16 protein-coding genes are annotated in these 14,661 nt (G+C 64.0%); 4 read left to right on the top strand and 12 right to left on the bottom strand.

Features of this window, described 5'->3' with window-relative positions; translation table 11 throughout:
- Positions 1-49 precede the first annotated feature (49 nt).
- The 4 genes from U4Y90_RS19460 to U4Y90_RS19445 all read right to left on the bottom strand — a co-directional run bounded on the left by U4Y90_RS19460 (position 50) and on the right by U4Y90_RS19445 (position 2,569).
- Complete coding sequence (locus U4Y90_RS19460) at positions 50-613, bottom strand: hypothetical protein (protein WP_321796903.1); 564 nt, start codon at positions 611-613, stop codon at positions 50-52.
- A gap of 2 nt (positions 614-615) precedes the next feature.
- Positions 616-1,476 (bottom strand): oxidoreductase, encoded by an 861-nt coding sequence (locus U4Y90_RS19455; RefSeq protein ID WP_321796902.1) that lies wholly within the window; start codon positions 1,474-1,476, stop codon positions 616-618.
- 147 nt (positions 1,477-1,623) lie between these two features.
- On the bottom strand, positions 1,624-1,875 hold the full coding sequence (locus U4Y90_RS19450; protein ID WP_321796901.1) for a hypothetical protein: 252 nt from the start codon (positions 1,873-1,875) through the stop codon (positions 1,624-1,626).
- A gap of 76 nt (positions 1,876-1,951) precedes the next feature.
- Positions 1,952-2,569, bottom strand: a complete 618-nt coding sequence (locus tag U4Y90_RS19445; protein ID WP_321796900.1) for a hypothetical protein — start codon at positions 2,567-2,569, stop codon at positions 1,952-1,954.
- Positions 2,570-3,013: 444 nt separating this feature from the next.
- Between U4Y90_RS19445 and U4Y90_RS19440 the strand changes: the two genes are divergently transcribed.
- Positions 3,014-4,168 (top strand): porin, encoded by a 1,155-nt coding sequence (locus U4Y90_RS19440; RefSeq protein WP_321796899.1) that lies wholly within the window; start codon positions 3,014-3,016, stop codon positions 4,166-4,168.
- A gap of 112 nt (positions 4,169-4,280) precedes the next feature.
- Here U4Y90_RS19440 and U4Y90_RS19435 read toward each other — a convergent pair whose 3' ends face one another.
- The 3 genes from U4Y90_RS19435 to U4Y90_RS19425 form a co-directional block, all read right to left on the bottom strand.
- Entirely contained in the window at positions 4,281-4,823 is a 543-nt protein-coding gene (locus tag U4Y90_RS19435) for a ProQ/FinO family protein (protein WP_321796897.1), read from the bottom strand.
- Between the two features lie 127 nt (positions 4,824-4,950).
- Positions 4,951-5,214 carry a hypothetical protein gene (locus tag U4Y90_RS19430; RefSeq protein ID WP_321796895.1) on the bottom strand — a complete coding sequence of 88 codons (264 nt, stop codon included), beginning with the start codon at positions 5,212-5,214 and terminating at the stop codon, positions 4,951-4,953.
- Positions 5,215-5,441: 227 nt separating this feature from the next.
- Positions 5,442-6,059 (bottom strand): TetR/AcrR family transcriptional regulator, encoded by a 618-nt coding sequence (locus U4Y90_RS19425; protein ID WP_321796893.1) that lies wholly within the window; start codon positions 6,057-6,059, stop codon positions 5,442-5,444.
- A gap of 110 nt (positions 6,060-6,169) precedes the next feature.
- Here U4Y90_RS19425 and U4Y90_RS19420 point away from each other — a divergent pair, with 110 nt between their 5' ends.
- On the top strand, positions 6,170-7,288 hold the full coding sequence (locus U4Y90_RS19420; protein ID WP_321796892.1) for an MBL fold metallo-hydrolase: 1,119 nt from the start codon (positions 6,170-6,172) through the stop codon (positions 7,286-7,288).
- Positions 7,289-7,299: 11 nt separating this feature from the next.
- On the opposite strand, the gene U4Y90_RS19415 is transcribed toward U4Y90_RS19420, so the two are convergent.
- Positions 7,300-7,977 carry a haloacid dehalogenase type II gene (locus U4Y90_RS19415; protein ID WP_321796891.1) on the bottom strand — a complete coding sequence of 226 codons (678 nt, stop codon included), beginning with the start codon at positions 7,975-7,977 and terminating at the stop codon, positions 7,300-7,302.
- A 21-nt stretch (positions 7,978-7,998) separates the two neighbouring features.
- On the bottom strand, positions 7,999-8,628 hold the full coding sequence (locus tag U4Y90_RS19410) for a CGNR zinc finger domain-containing protein (protein WP_321796890.1): 630 nt from the start codon (positions 8,626-8,628) through the stop codon (positions 7,999-8,001).
- A 145-nt stretch (positions 8,629-8,773) separates the two neighbouring features.
- Here U4Y90_RS19410 and U4Y90_RS19405 point away from each other — a divergent pair, with 145 nt between their 5' ends.
- A complete protein-coding gene (locus U4Y90_RS19405; protein WP_321796888.1) occupies positions 8,774-9,628 on the top strand; it encodes an alpha/beta hydrolase in 855 nt (284 codons plus the stop codon).
- A gap of 43 nt (positions 9,629-9,671) precedes the next feature.
- Positions 9,672-10,643: a zinc-binding alcohol dehydrogenase family protein gene (locus U4Y90_RS19400; RefSeq protein ID WP_321796886.1), complete on the top strand. Its 972-nt coding sequence runs from the start codon at positions 9,672-9,674 to the stop codon at positions 10,641-10,643.
- A gap of 59 nt (positions 10,644-10,702) precedes the next feature.
- Here the strand turns inward: U4Y90_RS19400 and U4Y90_RS19395 are convergent, their stop codons facing one another.
- The 3 genes from U4Y90_RS19395 to U4Y90_RS19385 all read right to left on the bottom strand — a co-directional run bounded on the left by U4Y90_RS19395 (position 10,703) and on the right by U4Y90_RS19385 (position 14,652).
- Positions 10,703-11,191, bottom strand: coding sequence for a MarR family winged helix-turn-helix transcriptional regulator (locus tag U4Y90_RS19395; protein WP_321796885.1), 489 nt, complete (start codon positions 11,189-11,191; stop codon positions 10,703-10,705).
- Between the two features lie 65 nt (positions 11,192-11,256).
- A complete protein-coding gene (locus U4Y90_RS19390) occupies positions 11,257-13,113 on the bottom strand; it encodes a feruloyl-CoA synthase (protein WP_321796932.1) in 1,857 nt (618 codons plus the stop codon).
- An 87-nt stretch (positions 13,114-13,200) separates the two neighbouring features.
- Positions 13,201-14,652 carry an aldehyde dehydrogenase gene (locus tag U4Y90_RS19385; RefSeq protein ID WP_321796884.1) on the bottom strand — a complete coding sequence of 484 codons (1,452 nt, stop codon included), beginning with the start codon at positions 14,650-14,652 and terminating at the stop codon, positions 13,201-13,203.
- Positions 14,653-14,661 lie beyond the last annotated feature (9 nt).

The raw sequence follows: 14,661 nt of genomic DNA, 5'->3' as shown, positions 1-14,661 counted from the left end.
TCGGACCGCTTCGAATCGGTGCGGGCAGAATGCGCAGTGCGTGCGGCGACTATCGCGGCGCTGACGCGACGCGCCTACGCATCGCGTCGAGGCGCGCGGCGTCGACATGCCCTCGCGTCGCCATTGCTTCGAGCGCCGCCAGTGCCGATGCCGGACCGCAAAGCGACGCGGCTTTGGCGTCCGCATCGAGTTCGAAAGCGGCCGCGCGCTTTGCGCCGTGGGTGCGCCAGAACTTCCGGCACGCGAAGAAGGCCAGCACGAAGCCCGCTCCGGGAATGCTTACGCGCCAGAGTTCGTCATCGGGCGCGGTCGCGAATACGATGCACGGTATCGACAACATCGCCATCACCGATAGAACCGTGCACGCGAAATCGAGCAGCATCGCCTTGCGTTGCGTCGCGTGCCCGACTTCGTGCGCCACGACGATCCGAAGCAACGGCTCCGGCAATGCGAGCGTGGCGCCATCCACTTCGATCCGGTTGAACAAGGCTTCGTAGCAGGGACCGGCCGAGGTCGTCACGAAGCGCACATGCGGCGGCGCGACGTGCAGAAGCGCGGCGTCGTCGGCGACGAGCGCGAGAATGCGCCGTTCTTCCGCGCGAAGCCGCTTCATGATCACTGATCCGGATTGTCCGTCCACTGGCTGCGCGCCTGCCACGCATCGATCTCGGCGTTGAGCTTCGCGAGTTTGGTGCGCACCAGTTCGAGCCCGGGTCCGCCCAGCACGAGATGCCCGGGCGGCTCGGGCGATGTGACCGCTTCGATGATGACCTGCGCGGCCCGCGCCGGATCGCCCGGTTGTTTGCCACTGCGCTCCGCGATGGCCGCGCGCCGCGTGCCCGAGGTCTGCGCGTAATCGTCGATCGGATTGCGCGTCTGCTTCAGCGACCGACCCGCCCAGTCCGTGCGGAACGGGCCCGGCTCGACCGCGGTGACCTTGATGCCGAGCCCTTCGGTTTCGCGCGCGAGCGCTTCGCCCAGACCTTCGAGCGCGAACTTCGTCGCCGCGTAATAACCACTGCCCGGATTGCCGACCAGTCCGCCCACTGACGTGATGTTGACGACATGGCCCGAGCGACGCTCGCGCATGCGCGGCAGGACAGCCTTGATCATCGACGCCGCGCCGAAGAAATTCGCTTCGAACATCGCGCGCACCTCTTCGTCCTCGCCCTCTTCCACTGCCGAGAGATAACCGAAGCCCGCGTTGTTCACGAGCACGTCGATGTGATCGAAAGCGGCGTAGGCATCGTCGATTGCGGACTTGATTTCGTCCGCGCGCGTGACGTCGAGACGCACCGCGATCGCGCGGCCTTTGCCGCGTTCGACGAGATCCGCGACGCTATCCGGATTGCGTGCGGCGACGACCGCACGCCAGCCCTTGTCGATCACGGCGCAAGCGAGTTCGCGGCCGAAGCCGGTCGAGCATCCGGTGATGAACCAGACAGGCGTGTCGTGGTTGTCGTTGGAAGCGGACATCTCGATTCTCCATGAATAGCGCGCGGCACCCGGTCATGTCGGCCGGCATGCGCGCGCACGGGTTCGGGGTTTCGCCACATGGTGAAGCAAATTCGAGAGTCGCGCAGAGGCGCACCGCTTTGTACGGCGCGTGGCAAAGCCGAATGATCAGCGCAGTGCGGGCATGCGAATGGCGCGATACGTGCGCGGTTCGAACAGCACAGCCTGCTCCACGCGCGCGGCGACGTTTCTCCATCCCGCAAGCTCCTCGTCGAGCACGGCGAGCGTGAGAAGAATGCGTTCACGGTCGTGCTTCGTTTGCGCGAGCGTCGCGCTTTCGCGCAGGGATTCGAGCGCCGCCTCACGCTCCGCGATCTGCTTTGCGATCTTTTTCCTCAGGCAAATCAGCGATTCGTCCATTTTTGGTGTGTGCGAAGGTGATGTCCCCGAACCCTGCGCAAAGGCCGCGCCTGAGCGTCGAAATTTCGTCGGGACGTCATCCCGCGTCGCCCGCGCTGATTGCCGATTGCATGCTCTTCAACACCTTCGTCAGATAGCGCAGCAAGCCAACGACGTCGCCGAATTCGATGAAGCCCGGCTTCACACCGTCGCTGAACAGCAGCGTGCCGTCCAGCGCGTGATCGACGATCAGCCCGGCATACGCGGCATGCGGCATGTAATCGTCGCCTGCGAGGCTGAACGTATTGCCGTTAGCGGCGGCATCGCGCAGACGCATGAGAAATTGCACCTCCGGCGCGCGCGACGCCGAAAGCCGGTGAATGTCGAAGTAGTCTGCAATCGCGACAATCGCATTTGTGCACGGGACGATCAGTGCGAAGGCGACGCGCTTGTCCGCGGTGTCGAGAGACGGCCACGACAACTCGAATTGCGCGGGCGCACCTTTGGTCGGCGTGCCGTCCTCGCTGTGCGTGTGCGCTTCGGGGTGCGAGCGCTTGCGCGCGAGCAAAGGCTGCGCTTTCGCGAAGTCCGGCGGCGGCGCACCGCGTTCGATCCAGTCGGACAGCAGACTCGCGTAGGCATACAGCGCCGTCAATTGCGCTTCTATAAAGGCGACGCCTACCCGGCAGGCATCGGGGCTCTTGTGTTCGGACATACCGTCTCCCGGTCGTTTCCTGAATGCCATGGTGTTGCAATGTCCGGACCCGTCCGAAAGCCGTGGCGTTCTACGCAAGACCGTTAGTTGCACGATGGCGCACGTGTCGAATGCCCGTTCGTGACACGACTGTGGATGAAATGATACAAAATCCCTTACACGAATTTACCAATATCTGACGAAGCGCTATATTTCATCGACTACAGCGTAAGTCATCGGCTCAGGGCGCCGAGGCAACGCTGCTCACCCGCTTGCCCGGCAGCGGGATTTCTTCCGCTTCACCAGAAGCAGCACCCTGCACATCTCTAAGCACTCGACCTTCGCGCGATTTCTCGCGAAGCCGGGACGATCACGCTCGCGCTCATCGAATGCGCGGCGGCGTTCCTCAACAGGCCGCGTCGAGCGGCATTTCGCGTCACGCGGACAACACCAAGGAAAAGAAGAATGAAGAAGCACATCGTATCGGCTGCCGTACTCGGCACGTTCGGCATCGCGGCGCACGCGCAAAGCAGCGTCACGCTGTACGGGATCATCGACGCCGGCATCACGTATGCGAACAAGGTCGCGATCTCGACCGGTCATGACAGCGTCGTGAAGTATGGCGACGGCGTCGCTCAAGGCAGCCGCTGGGGCTTGCGCGGCACCGAAGATCTAGGCGGCGGTCTCAAGGCGATCTTCGTGCTCGAAAGCGGCTTCAACAGCGGCGACGGCACGCTCGGTCAGGGCGGCGCGGAATTCGGCCGTCAGGCGTATGTCGGTCTTACGAAGAACGAGTTCGGCTCGCTGACATTCGGTCGTCAATACTCGTTCTCGACCGACTATCTCGGCGGCAGTTACACGATGGGCAGCCAGACGCCCGCCGGCAACTACGCGTATCACATCAACGACCTGGATCAACTGACGTCGAGCCGCATCAACAACTCAGTCAAGTTCAGCAGCGCCAACTTCTACGGCGTCACGTTCGGCGCGATGTACGGCTTCTCGAACTCGACGAACTTCGCGGGTTCGCCCACGACGGGCACCGGCGCAACGGCCGTGCAAGGCTCGTCCAGCGCGTACAGCTTCGGCTTGAACTACGCGCAGGGCCCATTCGGCATCGGTGCGGCGTACACGAACATCCGCTTCCCGAACGGCGCGACGCCGCCGTTCAGCGTGAGCATCGCGAATGTGAACACGGGCGGCTTGCGCGACCTCGAAACCTATGGCGTCGGTGCGCGTTACACGATCGCAGCCGCGACGATCTGGGCGAACTGGACGCATACGAAGTTCGAGCCGATCACCGCCGCTTCGTCGAACCTGAACAACTATGAAATCGGCGGCAAGTACGCGTTCACGCCCGCTCTGAGCGGGGGCCTCGGCTACACGTTCTCGGATCTCGGCGGCAACTTCGATGGCAAGTGGCATCAGGTTAACGCCGTGATCGACTACGCGCTGTCGAAACGCACCGACGTCTATGCGATCGGCGCATACCAGAAGGCGTCGGGTAGCAACAACGGTACGCCGGTGCAGGCGGAAATCGGCTCGTCGTCGTCGTTCATCGGCAATGCGGGTGCGAACACGCAGTTCGTGACGCGCGTCGGCTTGCGTCACAAGTTCTGATCGAAGGCCGATACAGAAAAAGCGCGATGCCGTATCGAACGGCATCGCGCTTTTTGTATTCTGCGGCCAAAGAGAACGCCGGAAAACGCGTTCCTTCGCGCGGCGTTTCGCGCTACTTGCCGGATTCCGCTGGTTTCGGAGCCGAATTCGACCGCGCCAGACGATTCGTTTCCAGATACACGGCGCGCTCCGCGTCCGCCGGCGTCACTTCACCCGCCTTGCCGCCCGTGAGATCGATTCGCGGCGCGCCATTGACGAGACAGGTCCAGTATCGGTTGCCACGGCACCAGACCTTGATTGCGCTGCGCAGTTCTTTCTCGTCGAGTCCCATTTCCTCCGCGTGCTTCATCAGGTCCTCGAAAATGCCGACCTTCAGCGGGACCTTCGGCGCGGGATTCTTCGGAAATGCGAGCGGAAAGCGCTTTTGCAGCTTGCCGATGGTATGCACGACGGGATCCACTGGTTTCGATGGCGCCGCGGCAGGCCGGGACGCAGCCGCCGGTTTCGAAGGCGCCGCGGCAGGCCGGGACGGACCCGCAGCCTTCGATGCGCCCGCCGGCGCGGGACGCCGCACGCGCGGCGCCTTCTTCGCTGCGTTGCTGGCAGCCTGTTTTGCGAGTTGCTCTTTCAGTCCGGCGAGTTGTTCGAAGCCCATCACATCGTGCCCATAAAAAACGTATCGGAATTTTAACAGCCTCCGGTGACGAGCTCATTGCGGACGACCGCGGCGGTCTTTCCGGGCGACGATCAGAGTGCGAAAAGACCGCCCGCCAGCGTCATGCTCACTGCCCGCCCGAATAGATATTGCAGAATGGCCGCGGCGTACAGTTGGGCGATATGCCCTTCCAGTTCGACATGCTCCCGCTCGCGCTCTGGCCTGCGGTTACGCCGCCAAAGGCCGTGTCGCCGGAAGGCGCCGCGCTTTGCGCACTCTGTTGACGGGGTGCGGGGATGGACTGCAAGGTATCGGTGGGCTCTTGCGCCTGAGCCAGATCGACGAGTGAAAACGCGGCCACGAGTGTGGTCGTTATGAGGACGGTCTTCATGACTTTCTCCTTCAACGAAGGCTTACCGCTGCCTGACGATGGAATCGCCAGGTGAACCAGGTGCGCAGGAACAGCGCACTCGTAAACCATATACCCGGACCGACGCAAAAGTAATCCTGTGGCCCGGGAGAAACGGCACTGCGATTCGAATTCGATTCCGTGCATGAACGTTCGGCATATCGGCGGCAGGCTCGCGCCGGCGTCGCCGTCAACTGCTCGATGCGTGCTCAGGCGTCGCGCGCATAGCGTGCGAGGAACATTTCGGCGGCCGCTTCCGCTACTTTCTTTTGCTCGGCCTTCGATAAAGGCGGCTGCCCCATCGTCACTTGCGGCCAGAACGCGAAACCCTTGACGATCCCGTGCAGTTGCTGCCCGGCGAAGACCGGGTCCGCGACCGCGAGCCGGCCGTCGGCGGCCGCTTTTCTGATCCACGCCGTCACGTCTTCCTCGCGCTCGCCGATGCGCGCCACCATGTCTCGCGCCCGTTCCGGCGAATGAATGCCCGCCGCGATCGCCACACGCGCGAGCGATAGAAAAGCCTCGTCGTTCATGAGACGCAGCTTGCGCGACAAGAGCACGAGCAATTGCGCGCGCAGCGGTTCATCGGTGCTATAGACGGGCGCATCGCCGGTTTCGCTCGCATCCCACAGTCGATGAAGGATCGCGGCGAACAAGGTCTCCTTGCTGTCGAAGTGGTTGTACACCGTGCGCTTGGACACGCCCGCGCGCGCGGCGATCCGGTCCATGCTGGTTGCGTCGTAGCCCGCGGCGATGAATTCCTCCACGGCCGCGTTCACGATCGCGGCGCGTTTCCGGTCGGTCAGGCGCTGGGGAATGTCGTTCATGTCGCTCGAATCCATCCTCATATTTTACACCGTCCGGTTTACTTTTTTCTCGAAATTAAACTACACTGCTCAGTCTACTTTCCGCTTCGGGCTCACGCCCCACCACGCCCATGATCTGGTTCGCCGACAACATCAGCCGTGCCCTGGGTCTCGCCGCAGCAAAGCGCGGTCGCGCGTTATCGAGCGCGTCGCCGCAGCATGATGGCGAGCGTTTTCGCAATGTGAAGCCGCGTCCGGTCGAAGGCATCGGCAAGACGCTGCGCATCGTGTGGAACGTGCTCTTCAACAAGCCGCGCAGTACGGTGCCGGCGCAGGCGCCCGTCGTCGATACGCTCACGCGCGCGGCGCTCGATGCCGCGCCCGAGCGCAGCCTGTTCCGTCTCGGCCATTCGACGATGCTCTTCAAGCTGCGCGGCGAATACTGGCTGACGGATCCGGTGTTCGGCGAACGCGCTTCGCCGTTCAAACGTGTCGGGCCGAAGCGCTTTCATGCTCCGCCGATCGCGCTCGACGATCTGCCGCCGTTGCGCGGCGTGATCCTGTCGCACGATCACTACGATCATCTCGATCGCGAAACCGTGCTCGCGCTCGCCGCGACGACCGAAGTCTTTCTCACGCCGTTGGGCGTCGGCGACCGCTTGATCGACTGGGGCATCGATGCAGCGAAAGTGCGCCAGCTCGACTGGTGGCAGAGCGCGCGGATCGAAGGCCTCTCGTTTACCGCGACGCCCGCGCAGCATTTCTCCGGCCGCAGCCTCTTCGACGGCAACAGCACGCTGTGGGCGTCGTGGGTCATCGTCGACGATGACGTGCGCGTGTTCTTCAGCGGCGACACCGGCTATTTCGACGGCTTCAGGACGATCGGCGAGCGTCTCGGTCCGTTCGACGTCACGCTGATCGAGACCGGCGCTTACGATGCGCAATGGCCGTACGTCCACATGCAGCCCGAGGAAACGGTGCAGGCGCATATCGATCTGCGCGGACGCTGGCTCGTGCCGATTCATAACGGCACCTTCGATCTCGCGATGCATTCGTGGCAGGAACCCTTCGAGCGCGTGACGGGGCTGGCGCTCGCGCGCGGTGTCGCGGTGGCGACGCCGCGCATGGGTGAGCGGCTCGATCTCGAAGCGCCGCATCGTGGCGAGCGGTGGTGGCGCGAAACCGCCGATGCGCCGAAGCCGGCGTCATCGTGGCGCTTGTGCGCATCGCGGGCCGAGAGCGTGAAATAAGGGGCTGGCGATCACGCGCCGTCGAACAGCTTCGGCAAGTCATCGAGGCCGGCCAACTCCCAATCCGGCCGCTGGCCCATTTCGTCGAACGTGCTGCCGCCGCGGTTGATCCAGCCCGTCGGAAAACCGAAGTAGCGCGCGCCGGTCGCATCCCACGGATTCGACGACACGAACAGAATCGCCGCGCGCGAAAGCCCGAACGCCTGCTCCGCAAGCGCATATGCGCGGTCGTGCGGCTTGAAGATGCGCGCCGGATCGACGCTCAGCAGATAGTCGAAACGATCGCGCAATCCGGCATGACCGACCACCGAGCCGATCGAATGCGGCGAGCCGTTCGACAACACCGCGAGTTTCAGTCCACGTTCACGGAGCCTGAGAAGCGCATCGGGCACTTCGGGAAAGGAACGCAGTTCGAGATACGCGTTGCATAGCGCTGCGCGCGTTTCATCGTCGAGATCGAGCCCGAGATGGCGGCATGTGTAGCGCAATGCATCTTCGGTTGCCTGCTCGAACGTGACATAGCGATTCATCAGGCTGCGCAGCCATGTGTATTCGAGCTGTTTCTGCCGCCATAGCGCGCTGATTTCGCGGCCGCGTCCGGCATAGCGTTGCTCGCATCGATCGACGACGGAATGCACGTCGAAGAGCGTGCCGTAGAGATCGAACGCAATCGCCTTGATGTGGTGCATGCTGCCTCCTCGTGAACGATGTCAACCGCCCTTTCCTTCTCTCAGCCGCGCCCGATGCGCGGCCACCTTCGCGCGATTTCCGCAAATCGCCATGCTGCACCAGCGCCGCGCATGCCCGCGCGTATGATCCGCGAACAGCAGCGTGCATGTCGGACCTTCGCACGCCTTCACGTACGTAAAGTCTTCTTCGCAGACGAGCTTCGCAAGCGCTTCGACGATCGGCATCAGCAATGATTCGGCCGTCGGCCAGCGGCGCTGCATGCCGAACGCGAGACCGCTTGCGGCATTCGCATCGGCGACGATCGCACCGTGTTGCTCATCGCGCTGCAACACGCGATTGAGCGGCTCTAGCTCCCTCAAATCCTTCACCGACAACGGCCTGCCTTTTCTCTTGTGCACGAACGCGCGAAACCACTCGCGCAATCCGCGCGCCTTCGCCGCGACCTCGTCGAGTTCCGCGGGCGCGATGTGCGAACGCATATACGCAAGCACCTCGGCGGGCACGAGCTGCGCCTGTTCGAGCCACGACAGCAGGCCTTCGCCGTCGCCTATCCAGTCGACGGGCTCATCGACCGGGGTGGCGATCGAGTTCAGAAAGTCGAGGCCGGGCGCGTCGGCCAGAAAAATCGCGGGAATGGGACGGTAGTCCATTTTTCTCTGTCGAGGCGGGTGTCATCGATGATTTCATCGTAACCGCTAAAAAAGCTCTTGACAAGTTACTTCTTCGATTTGTAACCTCAATATCACTGTTTTAACGGTTACACAATATTCTCACCCGGCATCCGGAGAAACGCTCATGTCCCACATCGCGCATCGCCATATCGAGGTCGACGGCTTCAACGTGTTCTATCGCGAGGCCGGTCCGGCAAACGCGCCGAAGCTTCTGCTCCTGCATGGTTTTCCGAGTTCGAGCCATATGTTTCGCGACCTGATTCCGCTGCTCTCCGATCGCTTTCATATCGTCGCGCCCGACCTTCCCGGCTTCGGCCTCTCCGATATGCCGAGCCGCGACGCGTTCTCGTACACGTTCGAAAACATCGCCAGCGTGATCGGCCGCTTTACCGAAGTGATCGGCTTCGATCGCTTTGCGGTGTACGTGTTCGACTACGGCGCGCCGACCGGCTTCCGCCTTGCGCTGAAGCATCCCGAGCGCATCACGGCGATCGTTTCGCAAAACGGCAACGCTTATGAAGAGGGTTTGAGCGACGGCTGGAATCCGATTCGCACGTACTGGCAGGCGCCGACGCAAGCGAACCGCGATGCGCTGCGTGCGCTGCTCACGAAGGACACGACGAAATGGCAATACACGCACGGCGCGCCCGATGCCTCCGCGATCTCACCCGATGGTTATTCGCTCGACGATTACTACATGAACCGCCCCGGCGCGCATGAAGTGCAACTCGATCTCTTCGCCGATTACCGCAGCAACGTCGCGCTCTATCCGGCGTTTCAGGCGTATTTCCGTGAGCATCGGCCGAGGTTGCTCGCCGTGTGGGGCAAGCACGATCCGTTCTTCCTGCCATCCGGCGCCGAAGCATTCAAGCGCGATATTCCGAATGCCGAGGTGCGCTTCTTCGATACGGGCCACTTCGCGCTCGAGACGCACGCCGCGCCGATCGCAGCGGCCATCATCGGGTTCCTCGCCCGCTGACACGCGGGTCCATCACCGCGCTCATTTCTCAGGGAGAAGCATCATGCGTGCAATCGTGCTCGACAAGTTCGGCGGTCTCGACAGCCTCGTCCATGCCGAGATTCCAGAGCCGGAACCGCTCGCGGGACATGTCGTCATCGAGATCAAGGCGTTCGGCATCAACCACGCCGAAATGCATATGCGGCGCGGCGAATGGGCCGAGGCCGCGAAGGTGAGCGGCATCGAATGCGTGGGCATCGTGAAATCGTGTCCGGGCGGCGAGTTTGCCGTCGGCGCAAAGGTGGCCGCGTTGATGGGCGGCCTCGGACGCACCATCAACGGAAGCTATGCAGAATTCACTCGCGCGCCGGTTTCGAACGTGGCGCTGATCGAATCCGATCTGCCCTGGGCGGAGCTGGCCGCGATTCCGGAAACCTATGCGACGGCGTGGACATGTCTCTTTCGCAATCTCGAGATCGAGGCGGGCCAGACCGTCGTGATTCGCGGCGCGACTTCGTCGTTCGGGCAAGCCGCGGTCAATCTCGCGGTGAACGCGGGTGCGAAGGTCATCGCGACGACGCGCAATCGCGATCGCTTCGCGAAGCTCGAAGCGCTGGGGGCATCGCGTGTGGAGCTCGAAGGGCCGGAGCTGGGCAAGCGCATCGCGGAATCGAAGCAGATCGACGCGGTGCTCGATCTCGTCGGCAACAGCACGATCCTCGATTCGCTCACGATGTTGCGCCGTGGCGGCCGCGCGTGTCTTGCGGGCTGGCTCGGCGGGCTCGCGCCGATTGCCGATTTCAATCCGCTCCTGCAAATGTCGAGCGGCGTGCATCTGACTTTCTTCGGCAGCTTCGTGTTCGGCACGCCCGGCTTTCCGTTGTCCGATGTGCCGTTGCAGGCGATCGCCGCGGATGTCGCCGCAGGACGCTTCAGCGCGAAGCCATCGCGCGTGTTCTCGTTCGACGAGATTCACGAAGCGCATCGCGTGATGGAAGCGAACGAGGCGAACGGGAAGATGGTCGTCGTTCACTGAAACGGGAGAGATTCGCCTCGCGCGAATCTCGATGAAACGGGCCGCAGCTTCGAGCGAGGCTACGAGCGTCTGAGCCGACGTCCGAACTCTTCGAGATGGGCCTGAATCTCGGCTGCTTTCTCTGCGTCGATATCCCCTAGCATCTCCCGCTCGATCAGCTCGATCGCTTTCATGCAGCGGCGCACGACCGTGCGTCCTTCATCCGTGAGACGCAACACGACGATCCGTCCGTGATTCGGATCGGGTTCACGCGTGACCCAGCCGCGCGAGGACATCGCGATCATGACTTCATTGGCCGATTGCGGCGTGATGAACGAACGCTCCGCGAGTTGCGCGTTCGACGCCTCCCCACGCGCCTCCAGCACGGACAGCGCCGTGAATTGCGCGAGCGTGAGGCCGAACGGCACGAGCGCATCGGTCAGGCGGCGCTTCAGAATGCGGTCCAGGCTGCCGATCAGATACGTGAGATGCGGCCGCGACGCCGCTTTGCGCGCGGGTCGCGGCGCGGTTGTCTCGGATGCAGCTTTCTTCGGTACTTTGCCATTCATCGCGGTGGTTCCTTGCGTCGTGGAGTGGCATCTTACCGCGCCCGCTCCGCGACGTTCCCGCGCGCTCAGGCGTCGCGCTCCGGCCGCGCCAGGATCACGGCCGCATCGTCCCGCCCGGCGGCATGCAGCGCCTCCACCTGCGCCGCGCGATGCGTCAGCACCGCACGCTGATTGATCGAGCCTTTGTCGGTGATTTCGCCCAGATCGAGTGACGGCGCGATATCGAGCAGACACAGTCTCGCGACGGTTGTCGCGCTTCCCGTCGAGGTGCGGTTCAGACGCGTCAGCAGTTCTTCGAAATAGGCGCGCACCGCCGGCGCGGCGACGACATCGCGCGCGCTCGCGACGTCGGCCAGGCCCGCGAGCCGCCTGCATGCGTCGAGCCGTGGAAACACCAGCAGCCCGACGTCATCGCGGTTGAGCCCGGTGACCACGACATCCTGAATGTACGCCATGCCTTCCGAGATCACACGCGCGCGCATCGGACCGACGCTGACGAAAGTGCCTGAACTCAGCTTGAAATCCTCCGCGATGCGGCCATCGAACAGCAAGCCCGACTCGGGCCGCTCGGGATCGGCGAATTTCGCGGCGTCGCCGCTGCGGTAATAGCCTTCCTCATCGAATGATTCGGCAGCGGCTTTCGCATCGGCCCGCCAGTAGCCGCGCATCACATTCGGGCCGCGAAAGCGCAGTTCCAGCTTGCCGTCGACCGGCGCGAGCTTCACTTCGCAACCAGGCGCAGGCACGCCGATATAGCCCGCAGTCGTCACGGCGCCACCCGTGGTGAACAGGCACGACGGCGATGTCTCCGTCATGCCGAGCCCTGCCATGATGCGGATACGCTCGCCGCAATGCCGCTGCGTCACGTCATCGAGCCGGTTCCACGCGGCCTGCGAAAGCCCCGCGCCCGCGAAAAAGAACATCTTCACGCGGGAGAAGAAGGTGTCGCGCAGCGACGCGTCGTTTTCGAGCGCGTTCGTCAGTTCCTCCCAGCCCTTGGGCACGTTGAAATACACCGTCGGCGCGATCTCGCGCAGATTGCGCAGCGTTTCGCCGAATGCCTTGCCAGCCGGCTTTCCATCGTCGATATAAAGCGTGCCGCCGTTATACAGCGCGATGCCGACGTTATGACTGCCGCCGAACGTGTGATTCCACGGCAGCCAGTCGACCAGAACCGGCGGCTCGATGCCGAACTGCGGGAAGGTCTCGAGCAGCATCTGCTGATTGCTGCACAGCATGCGATGCGTGGTCGGCACGGCCTTCGGCATGCGCGTCGAGCCGGACGTGAAGAGCAGCTTGGCGATGGTGTCCGCGTCGAGCGACACGTTGACCGCGTCCACGCTCGATGGCGTCGTGTCGAGCAATTGCCCGAGCGACGTGTGCACGCGCGCGCCTTCCCCGAATGCGCTGACGAGTTCGATGTCGGGCGCGACCGTAGCCTCGATTGCAGCGCTGTATGCCGACGCGTCTGTCGCGAATACGAGTCCCGGCGTCAGCAGTGCGATCGCGTGGCGCAGCTTGCCGTAGTCGCTCGACACGAGCGAGTACGCCGGCGATATGGGCGCATACGGCACGCCGGCCCACATCGCGCCGAGCGCCATTTGCATATGTTCGAGATCGTTGCCCGACAGAACGACCAATGGACGCTGGGCGGACAGCCCGCGATCGTGCAGCGCCTGGCCGATGCGGCGCGCACGCTCCAGCATCTGCGCGTAGGTGATGCCGCGCCATTCGCCCTGCCCGCCGCGGCGCGCGATCAGCCAGCGCTCCGGATGACGCCGCGCGCCCTCGACGAGGCGATCGGTCAGACGAACCGGAAACGCGCCGAGCGGCTCGGCCGCTTGCATATACCAGTTGCCGTGGCGCGACCGCACTTGCGCATGCGGTGTGCCGATCGATACGGCGCGCAAAGGCGCGCGCATCGCTTCGCTCGTTGAAAGCAAATTCGTCTCCTTCATGTTCGTGCGCCGATGCACGGCGCGCCGGACTTTCGTCGCGTTCTTTTGTTTTCAGATGGGATAGTGGCGCTCGCCGGTCTGGATCGTGATCCAGCGCAACTCCGTGAATTCCCCGATCGACGCCTTGCTGCCGAAGCGGCCATAACCGCTCGATTTCACGCCGCCGAACGGCATCTGCGCCTCGTCGTGCACGGTCGGCCCGTTGATATGGCAGATGCCCGACTCGACGCGCTTCGCCAGCTCCAGTGCCCGCGCGATATCGCGGCTGAAGATGGCCGCGGACAATCCGAATTCGCTGTCGTTGGCGACGCGCACCGCTTCTTCGTCGTTCTCCACGCGTTGCACCGTCACGACCGGCGCGAACGATTCCTCCGCATACAGCTTCATCTCCGCGCGGATGCCATCGACGATGACGGGCTGCATCACCGCGCCCTTCGTCTCTCCGCTCGTGATGATGCGCGCGCCCAGCGCGCGTGCGTCGTCGATCAGCGCGGCCACGCGTTCGGCCGCCTGCGCGCTCACGAGCGCGCCGAGCGCCGCGCCCGCGTCGGTCGGCGGCGCGGCGACGAGCCCGCGCGCCTTGTCCGCGAGCTTTTCGACGAGCGCCGCCGCGACCGCGCGATGCACGATCACGCGCTCCGTCGACATGCAGATCTGCCCCTGGTTGAAGAATGCGCCGAAGGCGATCGCCGATGCGGCCGCGTCGAGATCCGCGTCCTCGCGCACGATGACAGGCGCCTTGCCGCCGAGTTCGAGCAGCGCGGGCTTCAGATGCTTCGCCGCGTGCATCGCGATGATGCGGCCGACATGCGTCGAGCCGGTGAAGTTCACGCGCCGCACGGCCGGATGCGCGATCAGCCGTTCGACGACAGCGGCGGCATCCTCGGGCGCGTTGGTGACGACGTTCACGACGCCATCGCCCAGTCCCGCGTCCTGCAGCACGGTCCCGATCATCCGATGCATCGCGGGGCAGGCCTCCGAGGCCTTCAACACCACCGTATTGCCGCACGCGAGCGGCATCGCGAGCGCGCGCGTCCCGAGAATCACCGGCGCATTCCACGGCGCAATACCGAGCACCACGCCGCAGGGTTGCCGCACGGCCAGCGCCATGTTGCCGGGGGTATCAGTGGGAATGATGCTGCCGTCGATCTGCGTCGTCATCGCGGCGGCTTCGCGCAGCATGTTCGCCGCGAGATGCACGTTGAAGCCGAGCCAGTTCGGCTTCGCGCCGGTCTCCGCGACGCCCGCTTCGATGAAGCGCTGCGCGTGCGCATCCATCAGATCGGCCGCCTTCAGGAGACGCGCGCGGCGCTCGGTGGGCTTGAGGGCTGCCCACGCGGGGAACGCGGCAGCGGCAGCCTCGACGGCGGCGTCCGCATCCTCGAGTGTTGCTGCTGGCGCGCGCGATGCGAGCTCGCCCGTCACCGGATCCAGGCGCTCATACACCGCACCGTTCGATGCGGCCACATCGCGGCCGCCGATCAACATGCTCACTTCACTCACGATGACTGT

Source organism: Caballeronia sp. J97, assembly GCF_905220305.1.
Lineage (GTDB): Bacteria > Pseudomonadota > Gammaproteobacteria > Burkholderiales > Burkholderiaceae > Caballeronia.
Note: the sequence above shows the minus strand (reverse complement) of the source record. Positions and strands in the feature narration are given on the sequence as shown.